16 protein-coding genes, 2 tRNA genes and 5 pseudogenes are annotated in these 18579 nt (G+C 61.7%); 11 read left to right on the forward strand and 12 right to left on the reverse strand.

The annotated features are described in order from the left end of the window. Positions 1 to 3: 3 nt before the first annotated feature. The 3 genes and pseudogenes from FAZ69_RS07860 to FAZ69_RS07870 all read right to left on the reverse strand — a co-directional run bounded on the left by FAZ69_RS07860 (position 4) and on the right by FAZ69_RS07870 (position 2371). Positions 4 to 898: pseudogene (locus tag FAZ69_RS07860) on the reverse strand (IS5 family transposase). A 162-nt stretch (positions 899 to 1060) separates the two neighbouring features. Then, positions 1061 to 1897: a DODA-type extradiol aromatic ring-opening family dioxygenase gene (locus FAZ69_RS07865; RefSeq protein WP_136893397.1), complete on the reverse strand. Its 837-nt coding sequence runs from the start codon at positions 1895 to 1897 to the stop codon at positions 1061 to 1063. Positions 1898 to 1945: 48 nt separating this feature from the next. After that, complete coding sequence (locus FAZ69_RS07870; RefSeq protein ID WP_136893398.1) at positions 1946 to 2371, reverse strand: DoxX family protein; 426 nt, start codon at positions 2369 to 2371, stop codon at positions 1946 to 1948. Positions 2372 to 2509: 138 nt separating this feature from the next. On the opposite strand from FAZ69_RS07870, the gene FAZ69_RS07875 reads away from it, so the two are divergent. Then, positions 2510 to 3409, forward strand: coding sequence for a LysR family transcriptional regulator (locus FAZ69_RS07875; protein WP_136893399.1), 900 nt, complete (start codon positions 2510 to 2512; stop codon positions 3407 to 3409). A 159-nt stretch (positions 3410 to 3568) separates the two neighbouring features. Here the strand turns inward: FAZ69_RS07875 and pqqA are convergent, their stop codons facing one another. From pqqA to FAZ69_RS07900, 5 genes and pseudogenes are all read right to left on the reverse strand, one after another. Then, complete coding sequence (gene pqqA / locus FAZ69_RS07880) at positions 3569 to 3643, reverse strand: pyrroloquinoline quinone precursor peptide PqqA (protein WP_136893669.1); 75 nt, start codon at positions 3641 to 3643, stop codon at positions 3569 to 3571. 359 nt (positions 3644 to 4002) lie between these two features. After that, entirely contained in the window at positions 4003 to 5622 is a 1620-nt protein-coding gene (locus tag FAZ69_RS07885; protein ID WP_136893400.1) for an outer membrane protein assembly factor BamB family protein, read from the reverse strand. A gap of 46 nt (positions 5623 to 5668) precedes the next feature. Beyond that, a pseudogene (locus tag FAZ69_RS07890) lies at positions 5669 to 5863 on the reverse strand (IS5/IS1182 family transposase); the annotation flags it as partial. 162 nt (positions 5864 to 6025) lie between these two features. Beyond that, positions 6026 to 6439, reverse strand: a complete 414-nt coding sequence (locus tag FAZ69_RS07895; protein ID WP_136893401.1) for a DoxX family protein — start codon at positions 6437 to 6439, stop codon at positions 6026 to 6028. Between the two features lie 186 nt (positions 6440 to 6625). Next, on the reverse strand, positions 6626 to 6991 hold the full coding sequence (locus FAZ69_RS07900) for a class III extradiol ring-cleavage dioxygenase family protein (RefSeq protein ID WP_136893402.1): 366 nt from the start codon (positions 6989 to 6991) through the stop codon (positions 6626 to 6628). 445 nt (positions 6992 to 7436) lie between these two features. Here FAZ69_RS07900 and FAZ69_RS34330 point away from each other — a divergent pair. From FAZ69_RS34330 to FAZ69_RS07915, 3 pseudogenes are all read left to right on the forward strand, one after another. Further along, positions 7437 to 7865, forward strand: a pseudogene (locus FAZ69_RS34330) (SOS response-associated peptidase family protein); the annotation flags it as partial. A gap of 44 nt (positions 7866 to 7909) precedes the next feature. Further along, positions 7910 to 8224: pseudogene (locus tag FAZ69_RS07910) on the forward strand (transposase); the annotation flags it as partial. After that, positions 8205 to 8462 (forward strand): annotated as a pseudogene (locus FAZ69_RS07915) (DUF6429 family protein). The pseudogenes FAZ69_RS07910 and FAZ69_RS07915, both read left to right, overlap by 20 nt. A 17-nt stretch (positions 8463 to 8479) precedes the next feature. On the opposite strand, the gene FAZ69_RS34430 reads toward FAZ69_RS07915, so the two are convergent. The 3 genes from FAZ69_RS34430 to FAZ69_RS07930 form a co-directional block, all read right to left on the reverse strand. After that, positions 8480 to 8878, reverse strand: coding sequence for an integrase arm-type DNA-binding domain-containing protein (locus FAZ69_RS34430; RefSeq protein WP_136893403.1), 399 nt, complete (start codon positions 8876 to 8878; stop codon positions 8480 to 8482). A gap of 79 nt (positions 8879 to 8957) precedes the next feature. Further along, positions 8958 to 9042, reverse strand: a tRNA-Leu gene (locus FAZ69_RS07925). 152 nt (positions 9043 to 9194) lie between these two features. Then, a tRNA-Leu gene (locus FAZ69_RS07930) sits at positions 9195 to 9279 on the reverse strand. A gap of 140 nt (positions 9280 to 9419) precedes the next feature. Between FAZ69_RS07930 and rnr the strand changes: the two genes are divergently transcribed. The 4 genes from rnr (at position 9420) to FAZ69_RS07950 (ending at position 14064) form a co-directional block, all read left to right on the forward strand. After that, positions 9420 to 11936 carry a ribonuclease R gene (gene rnr / locus FAZ69_RS07935; RefSeq protein ID WP_136893404.1) on the forward strand — a complete coding sequence of 839 codons (2517 nt, stop codon included), beginning with the start codon at positions 9420 to 9422 and terminating at the stop codon, positions 11934 to 11936. 144 nt (positions 11937 to 12080) lie between these two features. Further along, entirely contained in the window at positions 12081 to 12830 is a 750-nt protein-coding gene (gene rlmB, locus FAZ69_RS07940; protein WP_136893405.1) for a 23S rRNA (guanosine(2251)-2'-O)-methyltransferase RlmB, read from the forward strand. Between the two features lie 63 nt (positions 12831 to 12893). Continuing rightward, positions 12894 to 13589, forward strand: coding sequence for a ribose-5-phosphate isomerase RpiA (gene rpiA / locus FAZ69_RS07945; protein WP_136893406.1), 696 nt, complete (start codon positions 12894 to 12896; stop codon positions 13587 to 13589). A gap of 238 nt (positions 13590 to 13827) precedes the next feature. Further along, complete coding sequence (locus tag FAZ69_RS07950; RefSeq protein WP_136893407.1) at positions 13828 to 14064, forward strand: hypothetical protein; 237 nt, start codon at positions 13828 to 13830, stop codon at positions 14062 to 14064. Positions 14065 to 14096: 32 nt separating this feature from the next. Here FAZ69_RS07950 and FAZ69_RS07955 read toward each other — a convergent pair whose 3' ends face one another. Next, complete coding sequence (locus FAZ69_RS07955; RefSeq protein WP_136893408.1) at positions 14097 to 14831, reverse strand: Crp/Fnr family transcriptional regulator; 735 nt, start codon at positions 14829 to 14831, stop codon at positions 14097 to 14099. A gap of 905 nt (positions 14832 to 15736) precedes the next feature. Here FAZ69_RS07955 and FAZ69_RS07960 point away from each other — a divergent pair. The 3 genes from FAZ69_RS07960 (at position 15737) to FAZ69_RS07970 (ending at position 18571) form a co-directional block, all read left to right on the forward strand. After that, positions 15737 to 16273, forward strand: coding sequence for a GNAT family N-acetyltransferase (locus tag FAZ69_RS07960; protein WP_136893409.1), 537 nt, complete (start codon positions 15737 to 15739; stop codon positions 16271 to 16273). A gap of 358 nt (positions 16274 to 16631) precedes the next feature. Continuing rightward, positions 16632 to 17348: a FadR/GntR family transcriptional regulator gene (locus tag FAZ69_RS07965; protein WP_136893670.1), complete on the forward strand. Its 717-nt coding sequence runs from the start codon at positions 16632 to 16634 to the stop codon at positions 17346 to 17348. 230 nt (positions 17349 to 17578) lie between these two features. Next, the gene (locus FAZ69_RS07970) at positions 17579 to 18571 is read left to right on the forward strand and encodes a Gfo/Idh/MocA family protein (RefSeq protein ID WP_136893410.1); all 993 of its coding nucleotides are present in this window, start codon (positions 17579 to 17581) and stop codon (positions 18569 to 18571) included. Positions 18572 to 18579 lie beyond the last annotated feature (8 nt).

The raw sequence follows: 18579 nt of genomic DNA on the forward strand, positions 1-18579 counted from the left end.
GAGTTATGACGGACTACCCCCATGAATCGACCGCAGCCGGTTTCGCGCGATCGCCAGATTCGCCAAGGCGAACAGACTGAACAGTTGCGCCGTGTTCTTGAGCAGCCCCTTGTAGCGTACCTTGCGATGACGGAACAGGTTCTTGACGACATGAAACGGATGCTCGACCCACGCGCGGATTTGCGCCTTGGTTCGCTCGAGCGAGATCACCAGATCCTTCAGCGCACCGTCCTGCGTCGCCGAACGCTTCTTGCTCGTGACCGTGCAACAACAGCGCGTGCGCTTGCGAAACATCCGGCATGTTGGCGGACGTGCCGACCACGCTGTGAACCAGCCTCGAATCGGCATCGACGCAGATGTGCGCCTTCATGCCGAAGTGCCACTCGTTGCCTTTCTTCGTTTGATGCATGTCCGGATCGCGACGCTTCTCGGCGTTCTTGGTCGACGGCGGCGCTTCGATGATCGTCGCATCGACCAGCGTGCCTTCCTTCATCATCAGCCCGCGTTCGCACAGCGAGATGCCAATCTCGCCGAACAGCTTGCGTGCAGGTCATGTTCGAGAAGCAGGCGCCGGAATTTCAGCAGCGTGGTCGCATCCGGCACGTTCTCGACGGCCAAATCAATCCCGGCAAACGCCTGCATCGCGATGCTGTCGTACGGCGCATCCTCCCCCTTCGTCGGACAGGCTGTACCACTGCTGCAGGAAGTAGATTCGAAGCATCCGCTCCAGACCGATCGGCGGGCAGCCGCGAGCTCCCTTCGGGTAGTATGGCTCGATTGCCGTCAGCAATCGCGACCACGGCACGAGCTTCTCCATCTCGTCCAGGAAACGCTGACGCCGGGTTACGCGCTTCTTGCCCACGCTTTCCGCTTCCGCAAAGCTCATTTGCCGTTTCATCGTCGTGGGTTCGTTCCATGAACTATCTTCTACAACGTCCTTGGCCGCGTCGGTGATGACCACCGAGCCAGATAAATCAGCATTTCCCTAAAGCACGCGCGCCCGACCGGCAGTCGTCCTGACTGTGCTCTGCGTCGTCAACTGAGAGTTCGCGCTTACGATTCAAATACTCAGTTTTGTTAAATGTTCAGGAGGTGTGGCGGCATTACCAAATCTGAAGCTTGCGGCCGCCACGCCGCCAAGAATATCGCGCTCCCGGTAGACGCATGTCGCCGGCTCTTCCTCAGCGGCCCCAAGCGCGACCATCAAAGGTATCAGGTGCTCTTCCCGTGGATGCGCGTCACGAGCCGCCGGCGCAGAAATCCAGTCCACCAGGCGCGCCACCCGTTCGACGCCCCTGAAGCCATTAAGACTCTCGTACAACCAGCGGTCGAAGCTTTCCGATGGCACCTTGGCCAGGTGGCCCAGGCGGCGCAGGTTGTGGTAACTCATTCCGCTTGCCAGTATCAGGACCCCTTCATCACGAAGGGGTGCCAGCGCCCGCCCAAGGGCGACATGCTGAGCCGCATCCAGGTTGCTTTTCAGCGACAATTGCACCACGGGCAAATCTGCATCGGGATACATCACCATCAATGGCACGTAGGCACCATGATCAAGCCCACGTTTTGTATCGAGCTGCGCCGAGATATCAGCGGATTCGAGAAGGTCGCGTACATGATTAGCCAGTTCGGGCAATCCCCTTGCCGGGTAGGAAAGTTGGTATGCCGACGCTGGAAATCCGAAGAAATCGTAAATAGGTTTCAACTGGGTGGCCACCGTCAGGCTGAAATCAGGCTCCTCCCAATGGGCAGATATTACAAGTATCGCGCGGGGCCGGACACCGAGTTGGCGCGGAATATCCTGCAATGACTGCTCCAGCCGCGCCATCGCGCCTTGAAGGTGCGGCATAACTGGCCACGGGCCTGGGCCGTGAGAGATGAAGTATGTCGGCAAGCCCATCGGTGGTTCCTTCGGGACAGCACGTTGACTGGATGGGATGTCAGGTTTTCAAGCGGCAGGCAGGATAGGTGCTCGCTTACCGCGCCCCCAGAACACGAAGATACACAACGGAAGCAAAACGAAATTCAGCGGCAGTACTGATACCTCGCCGCGCGATAAGTGAAACGCAATCGCGGACAACTGCAACGCAATGCATCCAAACGCGGCCTGGACTGTCAAGCTCGGCTTGATTCTCGTGAGAGATGGCAAGAAGATGCCCAGCCCGCCAGCTAGATCGATCAGGCCAAGCATTCTCACCAGGACCGGCGGAAGCTGGCCTGCCCAAGGAAGCATCCCGCTGAGTTGCGACATGGGCGCAAGACATTTCACAACTCCGGCAGCACAAAACACCAGGGCCACCACAATCTGGGCTCCCCACAGGCTACGACGCAGAAGCTTTCCGGGACGTACTGAGGGTGCAATAGTCGCAGCCATCGTTTCTCTCCTATGAAATTTTGCAATCCTATCCGCTGGCGAGAACAACCAGCTCAATGAACCCTTCCAAGGTTAACGTTTCCAATACTGGAAATCGATGTCACCATTGGAACCGGATAGTTGCCGGAATAGGAAATCATGGGCGAACTGGATCTGAGCGGATTGCGAGTGTTTCGGGAGATCGTCGAGTCAGGTAGCTTTGCTGCTGCAGCCGAGCGCCTAAACATCGCCCCTCCGATGGTGAGCAAGCAACTCGCACGGCTGGAGCGCAAACTCGGAGCACGCCTGCTACATCGAAGCAGCCGGAGGATGAGCCTCACGGAAGCCGGTAGCGCGTTCTACGAGCAGTGTCGGCAGGCTCTCGACATCCTGGATGCGGCCGCGTCAGCGGTCGGACACGCTTCAAACCTACCCCGCGGTGAACTCAAGGTGAGTGCGCCTTCATGGTGCGCTACAGGACACTTTGCGGATTTACTGGCAGATTACCGTCTGGCCTATCCAGAGGTCCGATTCGATCTGAATTTTGACAACCGTATGGTGGACCTGATTGCAGAGGGTTTCGACGTCGCCTTGCGAGTCACTGCCGAACCGGCCGAAGCCCTTGTTGCAAGGCGGTTATGTCAGGTCAGCTTCCAACTGGTAGTAGCTCCAAGCTACCTTCACCATGTCGTGGACGCTGCGGGATCCGCACAACGTCGCGTGCTCGCCGCTGTGCTGCCAAATTACCTGAAACCCGGGCCGCTGAAGGCGCAGGCATTTTCTGCCGGCTCAGCTATCGGCCTTGATCCGGTAATGAAGTCAAGCGATACGACTTTCACATACCAAGCGGCACTGGCAGGCGTGGGCGCTGCCTATCTACCGGACTGGCTAATCGAACAAGATCTCGCCAGCGGCCGCCTGGTCCGCGTTGAAGGACACTCTGCAGGGCATGCCGCCACGCTCTTTGCCGTCTTCGCCAGCAGTCATCAGATGCCCCCCAAGGTGCGAACATTCGTCGACTTTCTTTATGACAGGCTGCACGAGAATCGTGCTGCCTGAAATCCCCCGCTCACTTACCCGCAACCGTGGTGAACCCGCTGCGGACCATCGAGCTGGCGGCGGTTCTCCTGACATTCAACTACATCTTGGACATTGACTGCACGGATCGGTAAGGGCCGTCGGACAGCGCAGAGACGTCGCTGCCCGACAACCTCATGCTCAACGACTGGCGATGTACATCGTGATTTCGAAACCGAAACGTAGATCCGTGTAAGCGGGTTTAGTCCAGTTCATGACTGCTCCTTCTTCAAGGAAAAACACTTTAAAAAATCCGATAACCGATTAAATCAGATACAAGTCGGCCTCGAATCAAACCACCAACTCCGTACTACTGCCGTTGATTTCCGGATAGATCCGAGGTAGCTCAAAACATCGCCAACCACCTCCAGATTGCAAACAACCGTGCAGACCACTTTCATTCTCCGCAGGGCTCGTTCCGGAAGCGGACTCGCACCGTTGGTATTGTGACAATGTGGGCACGTAGGGCGTGATTCGATCTGTGCTGTTTCAGCGGTACATCGAATATCGACGTAGCCTTACCCGTAAAGCCATGCTGAGATTCGCAGCGTGAGCGTCGCTCGAATCACACCCACTTAAGTGCCGTCTACGGAGAAAGCATAGAACGTGAAGCTTTGCGTCCCGAGCCCAGAACGGCTGTAACCGTTGCCCCAATACACCGTCCCATTGCTGTCTATGGCCGGACCAGCGTTCGACGAACCTTGTCCCACGTAATCCCAGAGCACCGCACCCGTGGCGCCGTTCAGCGCATACATGTGTCCGCTCATTGAACCCGCGAACACCACGCCGTTGGACACGGACACGGCACCGTAGTCAGTCGCACTACCGGAAGGATCGGCCAATTGCCAGAGAATTTTCCCCGTTGCGGGATCAATTGCGGCGAACGAACCTGTCGTTACCGTTGCGCCATTCACCGTGTACGCGACCTTGCTTCCGTCCGAGCTGGCAACATAGATGCGAGTGCCATCGGCGGCTGTACCCCATAAGATTCCTCCCAAATCCGACCCAGGGCCTATGGTGGTGCTCGACACAATGGCGCCGGTCTGTCTATCGAGCAACCAGTAGATTCCGCTTTTCTGGCCGGCACCAACGAGCAGGCGCTTGGTGCCATCGGGGTTGTTGACCTTGATAAGATTCGGCCCGGAGCCAATGTCAAAATCCTCGCCAGGTGGCGGCGGGCAGTTCGTCGACGGACTGGCATTTGCCATGCAGGCAAAGGTCCAGGAGTCGTAGCCTTGCACTCCGGTACTCCACTTGATGCGGCCGGTGGCCATGTCGAGTGCGACCACGGAATCGACATGGTCATCCGGACTCAAGCATGTTGCCGCACTCCCTCCGGCCGCCTCACAGGCTCGGACGGACGCAGGAACCGTGTAGTTGTTGCCCGTCGTGATGAATACGGTGTTAGTCGCCTCGTCGATGGCCGGGGTGCTGCTCCACACCGCAGCCCCGCTGTAGCCACCGGGAGCGCCGCCGTTGTTCGGTATCATGGGAGTGGTCCATTTGATCTGGCCGGTCTTCGCATCAACGGCTGAGAATGAACCCTGGAACGTGCAGCAAGCGTAGTTCGGATTTCCGGCCACGGCCTCCTCCGAAGAAGAAGCGCCTACATAGACCACTCCTTTGTACACAACCGGCGACTGCGTGATGATAGCTAACGTGGCGGGATTAATCGCGTTACTCCTCCAGATCAGGTTGCCCGTATGTGCATTCAGTGCGAGCAGGTGGCCACCGTTCTGGTCCCCGATGTAAACCACGCCATCGACGACGGCAGGGCTGGTGCGAGAAACCGCGCCTTGCGGTTCACCGGCGAAGCTGTCGATCCGATGCTCCCAGATGAGTTTTCCTGTCGAGGCGTCCAGCTTGGTCAAGTATCCTCCCCAATCTGGGATATAGACTGCTCCATCGACCACTGCGGGTGTGGCCGACACGTCACCATGAACGGCTCTTGACCATTTCAACTTCAGTCTGCTTGCATTGTGTATACCTAACTTTGTCTGTCGGTCTTGCGAGCGCGTATTGTGCAAGTTCTGCCCCCCCATGGCCCATTGACCGGCCGCTGAGGACGGAGAGGGTTGAGCGGACTGAGCCCAGGCGCTGGCGACGCTGCCAAGCGCCAACCCCACGACGACCACGATCTTGCCAAGGATGCTGGGCCACCCTATATCCCTACGACCCGTTGATGAGCTATCCATACTCTGGTTTTCTCCTGTTCACCGATTAATGCATGCTATGGTTTGCTTATATTTTCCCCAATGGCCAGAACGCGCACGCAAGCGATGCGAACACGAGGTAACGGTCGGCGAGCTTGCCGTACCGAGTGGGGACACGACGAAAATGTTTGATTCGGTTCGTGAAGCGTTTGACAAGATTGCGTGTGCGGTACAGCGTGCGGCTATAGCGACACTTCGTCTAGTGATTCGAGCGCGACGGAATCGACAGCATCGTTTCGAGAAATCAGCGGTTATCGGCAGCCGTTCCGCTACGGTTGCCTTCTTTGCCCGGCAGGATCGGTTCAGCTTTTGTCCATAGCTCGTCGTTCAGTAGCGTTCGGATCATCCTGCCTCGCTTGCGCAAAAAGCAAGATGTAGAGCGACCCTAGCTAGTTTTCAGAGAAGCGGCACGGGAAGCTGCCCCCCCGTCTAGGCTGAACGCGCCGGCACCAAAATAGGTGATCTGCAGGAGACCGCCGGCCATCATCACGTTCTTCAGAAAGTTAATCATCTGGTTCTTGTCGGCGAAGTTGTGGTGGAAGAACACCGCCGTAGCCACACAGAACACCGCCATCACCAGCGACGTGAAGCGGACACGGTAGCCTGACAGTAGCAGCAGGCCACCGCCCAGCTCGATGAGCACCGAGACAATGAACGCGAGCGATGGCACTGGCAAACCAACGGCCGCGATATAGCCGACGGTCGCGGAGTAAGCTCCCAGCTTGCCCAAACCGCTCATGACAAACGGCGCTCCGAGCATGATTCGGCCCAACAGCGGAAGAAATTTGTAGCTATCCATGATGACCTCCTGAAATGAAAATTACGTTAGTGGACTGCGAAAGGAGAACATAGCCGGTGTCCACCATCACCAGCTCAGAGTCTTCGAGGGCAGATATCTGAGAGACCGCTACTTTCGCGATCGCAACGCCCTCTAGCGTCCCCAACAGTTTTCATCGCCGTTCCACACAATCAGTTATCCTAATATTTAATGTGCATAATTGAGCTCAGAGCTGACCGCGAGATGGTTCTTCGCGCGCAGCCATCCGAGATCAACGCTACCCAATCGCGACTTGGCCGAATTCCAACTCCCCGCGATCGGCATCCAATACTGTCGCAAGAACTCGACAGCTCCAGCGGTGGTCACCCAGTTCAGAATCTCCGACGAGCCCGAGTTCAGCGCGCCGCGTGGAATAGCGCGCAATGCCGCATGATCGTGGGTTTGCAGTGTATGAAGAACCCGAAGGTCCAGTTCCTCGTCGACGATGAAGTGACTTAATCCCCCGGAAGCAACGACGGCGACTCGAACGTCCTCCGGAAAACTTTTCACCGCCGCCCCCAATTGCGACGCCAATATCCAGGCACCGAGATGCCATCGGAACATTCGGCGGGAAGTACGTATTGAGCAATACATGCATCCGGTCACCTTTCTGACGCTCTTTCTCGCTAAGAACCCAGTCACGATGATCTGGCGTGCCCCCGGCACGCGAACCTCGCATTGGCCGCAAGCTCCTTCTCGACAGAAGACGAGATGTCCACACCAGCGTGCTCAAGAATCTCCAGAGCCCTCTCATTGCATTCTAGATTGAATTCAATGATTGTCACGCTAGGGTATTCCCCATGCCCTGGTCCGCTGACAAGGCCGCGAGCTCCAAAACACCCGACAAATCCGTCTGACACCACCGTCGCACAGGGACTCAGCATGCTCGATTAAATTCAATCGTTAGTGTTATCACAAATAGAAGTCATTATTGAATTCAATAAGGCATGTCACATGCTAAGATGCTGACGTGACGGCAGTGAAAAAGGAAGCCCGCGCGACCCAAGACAACTTCAAGGATTCGTGGCACAGGTGTCGATTCGCCCTCATTCCGGCCGACGTCGTGTTCGAGCCGCGCTATCCACCGCTGCCGGACCTCGAACTGCCGAATCGAGAGGAGGTGATCCGAGGCGTCCTGAAGCAAAAGTCCGAGTGGTGGCGCATCCGCGTCGCCTCGGGCGAGTCGTTCGCAATCGCAGGCTTGTGGCGTCCGTGGCCGGAGGTCGATGGAGGCGAATCCTACGGATTCGCGATGATCACGGTCAACGCTGACGAGCATTCGTTGCTGCGCCAGTTTCATAAACACCTGACCCCAGACGGCGCGCCGAATGAGAAACGCGGCGTCGTGATCCTCCGCCCCGACCAGTACGATGACTTTCTCAGTTGTCGAGATCCGGAAGTCGCGCGCACTTTCCTGTCGTTGCTGCCGCCCGACGCGTATGCCATCGCGCCAACTATGGCACGCACAAAACGCCCTCGATCGAAGCCTGGTTCACTCGTCATCTTCGCTTCCATGTCCACTTCACACCCACCTCGGCGTCGTGGCTTAACCAGGTGGAACGATGGTTTGCCGCGCTCACTGAAAAATACCTTCGACGCGGTACGCATCGGTCGACACGTCAACTCGAAGACGCGATCCGTCATTACCTGGATGTCTATAACGCGAACCCCAAACCGTTTGTCCGGAGCAAGTCGGCGGATGAGATCCTGTCCAGCCTCGAACGGTTTTGTGTGCGGGTCCGGAAGGCTGCGGCAGGAGCATCATGAATATCAAACCGATGCAATTGATGAAGTCGCCCTAGCCCTTCTCTACGTGACCCTGCATGACCGATACCGTGCATGGAAGGGCTTCGACTGAGATGTGCTGAACCGACTCCATGAGCGAGGCTTCATCGAAGACCCTGTCAACAAGACGAAGTCCGTGATCTTTACGGAAGAAGGGCTGCGCGAGTCCGAGCGACTTTTTAATCAGCACTTTGTCATTCCGGAAAGAACCGGGAATTGATTCAACGAACTTCTAACTCACGACACTAGGTGGAATGCGCCTTCGGCAGCACGTTTGCGTGCAGCGGTTTCGGCTCTGCGGTGCTCGACCGGATTCGTACCCTCGCGGATGAGCTGCGCGCGATCGCGGCAGATTTGCGTGCCTCGGCGAGCGCAACCTCGGGGTAGGGGGCCGAGGCTGAGAAAGTTCTCCTTGCCGGTGCTTGGGCGGCGAGAGCGGAGCAGCCACGTCTTGCTCCCGTCCGGCCAGACGCGCAGAGCAAGCCCGTTCCCATCGGCGAGCAGGTGGGGGCGCTCGCGCGGTTTTGCGACACGAAACACCACTTCGGACTTGGGGGCGACGCGTTTGGGCATGGGCTGGCACCTCGATTCCGCGTATCCGCAAAAATCGCCGATGCCCCCGGATGTGGTGGCCATCCGCGGAAACAAAAAACCCCGTAAGATCTTGATCTTACGGGGTTTCTCGGACTACTTCGGCTTACGCCGGAATAACTGTTGGTGCCCAGGAGAGGACTCGAACCTCCACGGAGTTACCCGCTAGTACCTGAAACTAGTGCGTCTACCAATTCCGCCACCTGGGCTTGCTTCAAGCTAGACCGCTATTGTAGCGAGACGGCGAAAAGTGTCAATTGGAATGTGAATGATCTGCGAGGAGATGGGCCTGGCTCGCACAGAATCGTCTCGCGAAGGCTAGAAACGAAAAAGGCCAGCATAATGCTGGCCTTTTTAAATCTGGTGCCCAAGAGAGGACTCGAACCTCCACGGAGTTACCCGCTAGTACCTGAAACTAGTGCGTCTACCAATTCCGCCACCTGGGCAGGTGTGTGCTGCAACAGAGACGGCAATTATAGCGACCCCAGAAAAACTGTCAAGCATTTTGACTTGCGGCGACGGACCGCCGCCGCAGTGCCTCACCGCGCTCGCGCCGGGTCTGGTGGGCCGCTCGGCGGGTGTTAGAATGCCCCGCACGCCCGCGCGTCAACATCAGCGACCGAGACGAGTACAAATCATCGACAAGCCCTTGAGCAAATATCCCTATCCGATCCCGAGCCGGGAAGAAATTCTCGGCGTGCTGCGCACGAGCGAAGCGCCGCTAGCCGCCAACGACATTGCCGAGACGCTGTCGATCAAACGCCAGGAGCGCGAGGGCTTTTTCAAGCGTCTTGCGGCCATGGAACGCGATGGCCAGATCCGCCTCGACAAGCGCGGCTACTATCAATTGACCCATCCGTCGAACTTCGTGGCCGGCCGCGTGCAGGGCCATCGCGACGGTTTCGGCTTCATCATCCGCGACGATGGCCAGGACGATTTGTTCCTGCCCAACACCGAGATGCAGAAGGTCATGCACAACGATCGCGTGCTCGCGCGCATCGTCGGCTATGACCGCCGGGGACGTCCGGAAGGACACATCGTCGAGGTCACCGACCGCGCCAACAAGCGGGTGATCGGCCGGCTCCTGAACGAGAACGGTGCACTGATCGTCGCGCCCGAAGACAAGCGCATCGGCCACGACATCCTGATCACGCAGAACACGAAGAAGGCGAAGGTCGGGCAAGTGGTCGTCGTCGACCTGACCGACTTCCCGAGCCGCCATTCGCAGCCGCTCGGGCGCGTCGCCGAAGTGCTCGGCGACATCGACGACCCCGGCATGGAAATCGAAATCGCCGTGCGCAAGTACGGCGTGCCGCACGAGTTCAGCGACGCCGCGCTCGAGCAGGCCGCCAAGCTGCCCGACGAGGTGCGCGCGGCGGACATCCGTCATCGCATCGACTTGCGCGATGTGCCGCTCGTCACGATCGACGGCGAGGACGCCCGCGATTTCGACGACGCCGTCTATTGCGAGCCGGTCAAGGTCGGCCGCGGCGAGGGCTTTCGCCTGATCGTCGCGATCGCCGACGTCTCGCATTACGTGCATCCGGAGAGCGGTCTCGACGTCGATGCGCTCGAGCGCAGCACCTCGGTCTATTTCCCGCGCCGCGTAATTCCGATGCTGCCCGAGAAGCTCTCGAACGGGCTGTGCTCGCTCAATCCGCAGGTCGACCGCTGCGTGCTCGTCTGCGACATGGTGATCACCGCGCGCGGCGAGATCAAGGCATATCAGTTCTATCCGGGTGTGATGCATTCGGCGGCGCGTCTCACGTACACCGAAGTCGCCGCGGTGCTCGCGAACACCAAGGGGCCCGAGGCGGCGCGCCGCGCGGCGCTCCTGCCGCAGCTGCAAAACCTCTACGGTGTGTTCAAGGCGCTTTTCGCCGCGCGTCAGAAGCGCGGCGCGATCGATTTCGACACGACCGAGACCTACATCGTCTGCAACGCGCAGGGCAAGATCGAGCAGATCGTGCCGCGTCAGCGCAACGACGCGCACAAGCTCATCGAGGAGTGCATGCTGGCCGCGAACGTCTGCGCGGCCGACTTCATGAAGCGCAACAAGCACCCGGGGCTCTACCGCGTGCACGCGGGTCCGACGGCCGAGAAGCTCGAGAACCTGCGCACCTTCCTGCGCGGCGTCGGCCTCACGCTCGGCGGCGGCGATTCCCCGCATGCGAGCGACTACGCTGCGCTGATGGCGCAGGTCCGCGACCGGCCCGATGCGCAGATGCTCCAGACGATGCTGCTGCGCTCGATGCAGCAGGCCGTCTACAGTCCGGACAACATCGGCCACTTCGGTCTCGCCTACGACGCCTACGCGCACTTCACGAGCCCGATCCGCCGCTATCCCGACCTGCTCACGCACCGCGCGATCTACGCGGTCCTCGCGGGCCGCAAGTACCAGCCGGAGACGCCGCATGGCGTCGCGCTGAACACGTCGATCTCGCCGCGCGCCCGCGCGATGCAGCAGGCCGACGACGAGGCGCGCGGCCGCTCGCGCTCGAACGTGGCGATCTGGGAAGAGCTCGGGCTGCATTGCTCGGCGAACGAGCGGCGCGCCGACGAAGCGTCGCGCGACGTCGAAGCCTGGCTCAAGTGCTACTTCATGCGCGACAAGCTTGGCGAGGAGTACGGCGGGATGGTGAGCGGCGTGACGTCGTTCGGCATCTTCGTGCAACTCGACGCGCTTTTCATCGAAGGCCTCGTGCACGTCACCGAGCTCGGGTCCGACTACTTCCAATACGACGAGGTCAAGAACGAGTTGCGCGGCGAGCGCACCGGCATCCGCTACCGGCTTTCCGACCGCGTGCGCGTGCAGGTGAGCCGCGTCGACCTCGACGCGCGCAAGATCGACTTCCGGCTCGTGCGCGATACACCGGTCAAGGCGCCGTCGAGCCGCCCCGTGATCGTCGACAAGTCGATGCTCGACGGCGAAGCGGGGCCGCGCGTGCGGCCGATCGCGGCCGCCGACGGCACGCGCCGCAAGAAGCCGGCATCGGCGAAATCGGCGGCGGTGAAGGAAGCGCAGGCCGCGCGCGGTTCGCCATCGAAGAAGCGCGCCGCGTCGAAGCCGGCGTCGAAGAGCCGCTCGCGCAAGAAGTATTGATGTGACGCGCGCGGCGTGCCGCGCCGCGCGTGCCAATTCCTAGCGCGCCGCATGGCCCTGCCGTGCGGCGCCTTTTCATTGTGTTTCGCGCGATGCGCGCGGCCGCGCCGCAGGCGCATTTTTCAAGCAAAGGTTGTCTCAGCCATGGCACGTCTGAAGGTTCTATACGGTTTTCACGCAGTCACCGCGCGCTTGCGCCACGACGCGTCCACGGTCGAGGAAGTGTTGTACGACGCGACGCGGCGCGACCGCCGGATGCAGGACTTCCTGCAGACCGCGAAGGAAGCGGGCGTGCGCCTGATCGCAGCCGACGAGACGCGCCTGTGGGGCCTCGCGCGGACCGAGCGCCACCAGGGCGTGGTCGCGCGTGCGAGCGACCTGCCGCTCGCACAGAACCTCGCGGAGCTGCTCGACGGCATCAACGGCCCGGCGCTGTTGCTCGTGCTCGACGGCGTGACCGATCCGCACAACCTGGGCGCGTGCCTGCGCGTGGCCGACGCCGCCGGCGCGCACGCGGTGATCGCGCCGCGCGACCGCGCGGTCGGCCTGAACTCGACGGCGGCGAAGGTCGCGAGCGGCGCGGCCGATACGGTGCCGTACATCACGGTCACGAACCTGGCGCGCGCGCTGCGCGAATTGAAGGACGCCGGCGTGTGGGTGGTGGGGACGGCGGGCGAGGCTACGGCGAGTCTGTACGAGGCCAAGCTCGACGGCCCGGTGGCGCTCGTGATGGGCGCGGAAGGCGAGGGCATGCGCCGTCTCACGCGCGATACGTGCGACGAGGTCATGCACATTCCGATGGCGGGGACGGTGGAGAGCCTGAACGTGTCGGTGGCGAGCGGGGTGTGCTTGTTCGAAGCCGTGCGGCAGAGAAAGGCCGTCAAGAACCCGTGATCGAAAGCGCCTTACGACTCCGGTAAACTCCCGCTTTTCGCAAGCTCCTCTCGATCCCCAGCCATGACTCAAGACGAACTCAAGCAACTGGTCGGCCAAGCCGCCGCCGACTACGTCAACGCCCATGTCCCCGAAGGCGCCGTGATCGGCGTCGGCACGGGCTCGACGGCAAACTGCTTCATCGACGCGCTCGCCGCCGTCAAGGCGCGCTATCGCGGCGCGGTGTCGAGCTCGGTCGCGACGACCGCGCGCCTCGAAAAGCACGGCATCAAGGTGTTCGACCTCAACGAGATCGAGTCGCTGCCCGTCTACGTTGACGGCGCCGACGAGATCGACCCGAGCGGCGCGATGATCAAGGGCGGCGGCGGCGCGCTCACGCGCGAGAAGATCGTGGCGTCGGTGTCGGACGTGTTCGTCTGCATCGCGGACGCGACGAAGCGCGTCGACGTGCTCGGCCACTTCCCGCTGCCGATCGAAGTGGTGCCGATGGCGCGCACCGCGATCGGCCGGCGCGTGACGGCCGAAGGCGGCGTGCCGGTGCTGCGCGTGAAGCCCGACGGCTCGCCCTACATCACCGACAACGGCAACGAGATCATTGACGTCAAGGGCCTGCAAATCGCCGATCCGTGCGCGTTCGAAGCGCTCGTCAATGCATGGCCCGGCGTCGTGACGGTGGGCCTCTTCGCGAGCCGCGGCGCAGACCTGTGCCTGCTTGGCGCCGACACGGGTGTTCAGACCATCGAATACGCGAAGCGCTGAGCGTCGTCATTGGCCGGTAGCCGCGAGCCAGAAAAAAATGCTGGTTTTTGACGCGCTCGCGCGGCCCTCGGTAATTTTGCGATAATCGCCGCAACAGCCGCGCCGCGGCTAGAAGCACGATGCGCCTGGCCTGGCTTGGCCTGGCCCGGTTTCGAGCCAGGCGCATTCTCCGTCGACGGGCGATTCAATCACGCTCGAGAGCGAATCCGCGCAGCAAGACAAGAATCAAGGACACATCATGCAAGCCGAACTTCGGCATGCGCTCGATACCGCCTACGAGCGGATGAAGCGCGCCGAGCCCGCTCCGGAGGCGTTCGCGAGCAACTACGCACTGTGCCTCGGCATCATCATCGGCGGCCAGGCGTGCGACGGCATGAGCGATGAGGAAGCCGGCCAGGAGCGCGCGCATCTTGCGATGCTCGCTGCGCTCTACGAAATCGGCGAGCGCGTGAGGAGCGATCTCGGCGCGCAATGAGTCACACGTCCGCAGCGCGCCGCGAGCGATGCTCAGTTGACCGTATCGGTCTGATGCAGGGCAGGCAGCAGCCGGTCGAATTCTCGCTTGACGAGGCCGTAGCATTCGCACGCACGCACTTCGAGGCCCTTGCGGTCGAGCACCTTGATATGCCCGCGGCTGTGATGAATGAGCCCCAGGTCGTGCAGCTTGCCGGCCGCTTCGGTGATGCCTTCGCGGCGTACGCCGAGCATGTCGGCGATGAGCTGCTGCGTCACGGCGAGCTCGTTGGTGGCCGCGCGATCGACCTCGAGCAAGAGCCACCGGCAGAGCTGCTTCGACAGCGAGTGATGGCGGTTGCACGCGGCGGTCTGCGCGACCTGCGTGAGCAGCGCCTGCATGTAGAGCAGCATCAGGCGGCGCAGGAAGTCCGAGCGCGCGAATTCCTGTCTCAGGCGTTGCGCGCTCATCCGGTAAGCGAAGCCGGCGCATTGCACCTGCACGCGGCTCGGCATCGTTTCACCTCCGGTGAGCACCTGCACGCCGGTCATGCCTTCGCGGCCGACGGCGGCGAGCTCGACCGAGCCGCCGTCTTCCATCATCGCGAGGATCGAGATGATGGCGGTCGTCGGAAAGTAGACGTGGTGAATCTTGTGTCCGCAGTCGCACAGCAGCTGCTCGGTGCGCAGATGAACCAGTTCGAGATGGGGCGTCAGGGCTTGCCATTCGGTGGAGGGCAACGCGCCGAGCAGATGGTTGCCGTGCAGATCGGATTGTAGGGTCAACATGATCGGTCCTCGATGGAAGCTGCGTCGTACGCAGCTTCTTGTTGCTGGTCCGTTCGCGGCATTGCCGGAACGCATGCAAGCGTTTCGACAGGATTGCCGCGCTTCTTTTGGCCTCGCGCTCTCTCGCGGTGGCGCCCGTCTGTGCGGTTGCGCTCTGTCGCGCCATCCTCAGCGAGGATCGTGCCAAACCCCTGGGAGGCCCGTTTTGCAGGGGCGTCCCAGTTATTGCGGCGCGTCCCGGGGGGCGAGCGGTCCGTTTTTGTTTCAAATCTGCAAAATGCCGCGGCGCACCGGCATGCCTTGCGGCCCGCTTCTGTTTGAAACCCTGGCGTCCCGATGGCACGGGGCTTCAGCGGCATGCGCCAAGCAACCAGCCAACGACGCCAGCCGGCCGAATCTGCCGCGCCGGGGGCGGATAGGGGCTTGGGCCCGCATGCCGAAATTGATTCAGATGTGTTGCATCGGAGCCCGACTTTGCTGCGCTGCACGCATTGGTCTGCGCAATCGCAACGCTTGATGGGGTAAGGGCGCGCGCGAAAATGGTTACAAAGTCGAACCATGCATTGGGGCGCCGACAACGCTGAAACAGGGAGCGGAACGGGAGCCGAAAACGCCACGCGCTTTGTAATAAGTCGCGCATGCCGCGAATGGCTCATTGTTGAGACAAAACGAATGCGCACACGAAAGGCAATTGGCGCTACTGCTGGCTGCACAGGCTCCGCGGGTCCCGGTGGCGGTTGGTAAGCAGTGGCAACTAATCGGGGGAAGAGGTCGGAATCACCTGATACCCCTGGATTCGTAGGCTGAAATCGGAAAATTGGGTGCGATTGCGCACGGAAAGCGCTTCTCTCGCGACGTACCGTGCAGCATGGCAATTCGTCTTACCTTCCTGATGGCAGCCGGCGATGAACTGGACAACGCTCGAATTCGATCAACTGAGCGCGCGCGAACTGTATCTGATCCTGCGCGCGCGCAGCGCGGTGTTCGTCGTCGAAGCGTCGCGCGTGCATCTCGATGCGGACGGCTATGACGAGACGGCGCTGCACGTGTTCGCATATGAAGACATGACGCGCCCAATGCCGATCGTCGCCTATGCGCGAATTCGTCCCGGCGAGGCCGAATATCAGGAAGTCGTGATCGACAAGATTCTGACGAGCCCGTCGCGTCGCGGCGACGGGACCGCCGACGCGCTCGTTGCGCACGTGATGCATGTGGTCGACGCGCGTTGGCCGGGGCACAGGGTGAAAGCGTTCGCGCCGGCAGGGCAGCGTGTGCTTTATGAAAGGTTCGGTTTCCGCCGGGAGCAGGAGACCGGCGGCGCCGCGTGCGGCATGCGATCCGTCGCATTCGTGCGCGGCGGTCCGTGCGGCGTGGCGGAGCCGGCCGAATGGCGGCGGGCCCGCGGGCAACGCTACGCCGCGGGGCCGTTAGGTATGCGCTGAGGCTCGCTTTCGTGCGGGCCTGAGGCGGCAGGCAGTAAGTCAGGGGGAGTTGGGGGTACGCGCTCGAGGCGCGGGCGAAAGCCGCGCATCGATAGACCGCAGCGCGCGGTCGCGTACGTTTGGGCGTCGCTCATTTTCTACAATGTCCTATGGTACTCACCGGTTTGAAGATACGGGCTGGCGCGGAGCGCCGTTGCTGCGCAAGCACGTTCCGCGGCGCTTTCGTCAGACGGAAAAACCCTGTAAGGAATTTCCCATCTGGCATATTCATATTGGCCGCAGCACCGTATCGGAAAGACAACAGGGCACACGAGGGCGCGAAATGAATCAGGCGTCGGACGGCGCATCGGGGGGTGTCATGGAGCAGGGCAAGGACCGCTCACTGGTCAGCAAAGTGATGGACGGGCTCGTCACGGGCATCGTCGAAGAAAAATATGGGGCGATTCTGCCGCCGCAGGACGTGCTGTCGAAGGAGTTCGACGTTAGCCGCACGGTGATGCGCGAGGCGCTGTCGATGCTGCTCGCGCGCCACATGCTCGACGTGCGGCCGAAGGTCGGCACGCGCATCCGCTCGATGCGCGACTGGCGCATGATCGACGAGGACGTCGTCAACTGGCGCTTTCGCGCCAAGCCGGATCCGCTCTTCATGCGCGACGTGATCGAGTTCCGCATGCTGATCGAGCCGCGCGCGGCGGCGCAGGCGGCCTCGCGAGCGAGCGTGTCGGAAGTGGCGGGCATCCGCGAGGCGTTCGACGTGTTCAAGACGATCGCCCCCGGCGAGCCGGGCTACGAAGCGGCCGACGAGTTGCTGCATACGCGCATCGTGCACGCGAGCGGCAACCAGTTCTTCCAGCAGATGGCGGCGATCATCCGCGGCGCGCTGACGACGGTGAACCCGATGATCAACCAGAAGCCCGGCGTCTGGGAAATCTCGGTGCGCACGCATGCGCGCGTCGTCGAGGCGATCGAGCGGCGCGACCCGAAAGAGGCCGAAACGGCGGCGCTCGCGCTGATCGACTTCACCGCGGACGAGATTGGCCGCGAGTTCTCGATCGAAGTGCCCGGCCGCAAGTAGCCGGCTGGACGTCTCCGGCGCCTGCGAGTGCGGGGCGCCGCCCGGGCGTGCTCTGCGCTTGGGTTTTGCCATTCCCGCGTTGTTCCGTTCTAGTCGATGCGAGCGCAAACGTTTGCGGCTGCGCTTGAGTCCGCGTGCCGTTGCCGAGCCGCTTATCATTACGGCGATTCCAGCGCGCGCGTTGCCGCCGCGCAACTTCAGACACCGCCACTTCGACACGCCTTTCATCGATGAACCACAACGCTACGAATAGCGAAGCCCCCGTTCGCTGGGGCATCGTCGGCGCGGGCAATATCGCGCGCCGCTTCGGCCAGGGCCTCGCGCACGTGCCCGGCGCGCGGATGACACAAGTTTGGTCGCGCCGGGCGCCCGCAGCGGTTGCCTACGCCCGCCAATTCGGCGCGAACGCCTGCGCGAGCCTCGAAGCGCTGCTCGCGAGCGACATCGACGCCGTCTACATCGCCACGCTGCACGACAGCCACGCCCACTACGCGCTGGCCGCGCTCGCCGCGGGCAAGCACGTGCTCTGCGAAAAGCCCGCGGCGATCAACGCGCGGCAGCTCGAGCGCGTGCTCGCCGCGGCGAGCGACGCACAACGCCTCTTCATGGAGGCGATGAAGCCGCCGTTCTATCCGCTCTATCGCAAGCTGCGCGAGCACCTCGCGAGCGATCCGGTCGGCGAGGTCGGGCTCGTGCGCGCGGGCTGCGCGACGGCGAGCGCGCGGGCGGACCATCCGGTGTTTTCCTTCGATCACACGGGGGGCGCGCTGCTCGATATCGGCATCTACGAGGCCTTTCTCGCCGTCGACTGGCTCGGCGCGCCGCTCGACGTGCAGACGATCGGCCGCCTCGGCCCGACGGGCGTCGATACCTTCGCGAGCCTCAATTGCCGGCACGAGCGCGGCATCGCGCAGCTTTTCTGCGGACTCGATCTGCAAGGCAGGGGCGATGCGTTGCTGGCCGGGCCGCTCGGCTGCGTGACGATCCACGAAAACTGGTGGAACCCGGCGCGCGCGACGATCCGCTATGTCGACGGCCGCATCGCCGAGCTCGACGAGCCGTTCGAAGGCGGCGGTCTCAACTATGAAACGGCGCACTTTTGCGAGCTGATCCGCGCGGGCGCGCTCGAGAGTCCGGTGATGACGCACGCGAAATCGCTGCAGATGATCTCGATGATGGACTCGGCGCGCGCGACGCTCGGGCTCAGGTACGCGGGCGAATAAAGGCTCAC

Origin of the sequence: Trinickia terrae (assembly GCF_005144415.1) — a bacterium.
GTDB lineage: Bacteria > Pseudomonadota > Gammaproteobacteria > Burkholderiales > Burkholderiaceae > Trinickia_A > Trinickia_A terrae.

Excerpts from the sequence above, each read along its gene's own strand:
- rnr (WP_136893404.1), top strand. The coding sequence starts at position 9,420 with ATGCCCCGCACGCCCGCGCGTCAACATCAGCGACCGAGACGAGTACAA.
- FAZ69_RS34430 (WP_136893403.1), bottom strand. The coding sequence starts at position 8,878 with ATGGCCACCACATCCGGGGGCATCGGCGATTTTTGCGGATACGCGGAA.
- FAZ69_RS07885 (WP_136893400.1), bottom strand. The coding sequence starts at position 5,622 with ATGGATAGCTCATCAACGGGTCGTAGGGATATAGGGTGGCCCAGCATC.
- FAZ69_RS07965 (WP_136893670.1), top strand. The coding sequence starts at position 16,632 with ATGGAGCAGGGCAAGGACCGCTCACTGGTCAGCAAAGTGATGGACGGG.
- FAZ69_RS07960 (WP_136893409.1), top strand. The coding sequence starts at position 15,737 with ATGAACTGGACAACGCTCGAATTCGATCAACTGAGCGCGCGCGAACTG.
- FAZ69_RS07865 (WP_136893397.1), bottom strand. The coding sequence starts at position 1,897 with ATGGGCTTGCCGACATACTTCATCTCTCACGGCCCAGGCCCGTGGCCA.
- FAZ69_RS07870 (WP_136893398.1), bottom strand. The coding sequence starts at position 2,371 with ATGGCTGCGACTATTGCACCCTCAGTACGTCCCGGAAAGCTTCTGCGT.
- FAZ69_RS07895 (WP_136893401.1), bottom strand. The coding sequence starts at position 6,439 with ATGGATAGCTACAAATTTCTTCCGCTGTTGGGCCGAATCATGCTCGGA.
- rpiA (WP_136893406.1), top strand. The coding sequence starts at position 12,894 with ATGACTCAAGACGAACTCAAGCAACTGGTCGGCCAAGCCGCCGCCGAC.
- FAZ69_RS07950 (WP_136893407.1), top strand. The coding sequence starts at position 13,828 with ATGCAAGCCGAACTTCGGCATGCGCTCGATACCGCCTACGAGCGGATG.
- rlmB (WP_136893405.1), top strand. The coding sequence starts at position 12,081 with ATGGCACGTCTGAAGGTTCTATACGGTTTTCACGCAGTCACCGCGCGC.
- FAZ69_RS07970 (WP_136893410.1), top strand. The coding sequence starts at position 17,579 with ATGAACCACAACGCTACGAATAGCGAAGCCCCCGTTCGCTGGGGCATC.
- FAZ69_RS07955 (WP_136893408.1), bottom strand. The coding sequence starts at position 14,831 with ATGTTGACCCTACAATCCGATCTGCACGGCAACCATCTGCTCGGCGCG.
- FAZ69_RS07875 (WP_136893399.1), top strand. The coding sequence starts at position 2,510 with ATGGGCGAACTGGATCTGAGCGGATTGCGAGTGTTTCGGGAGATCGTC.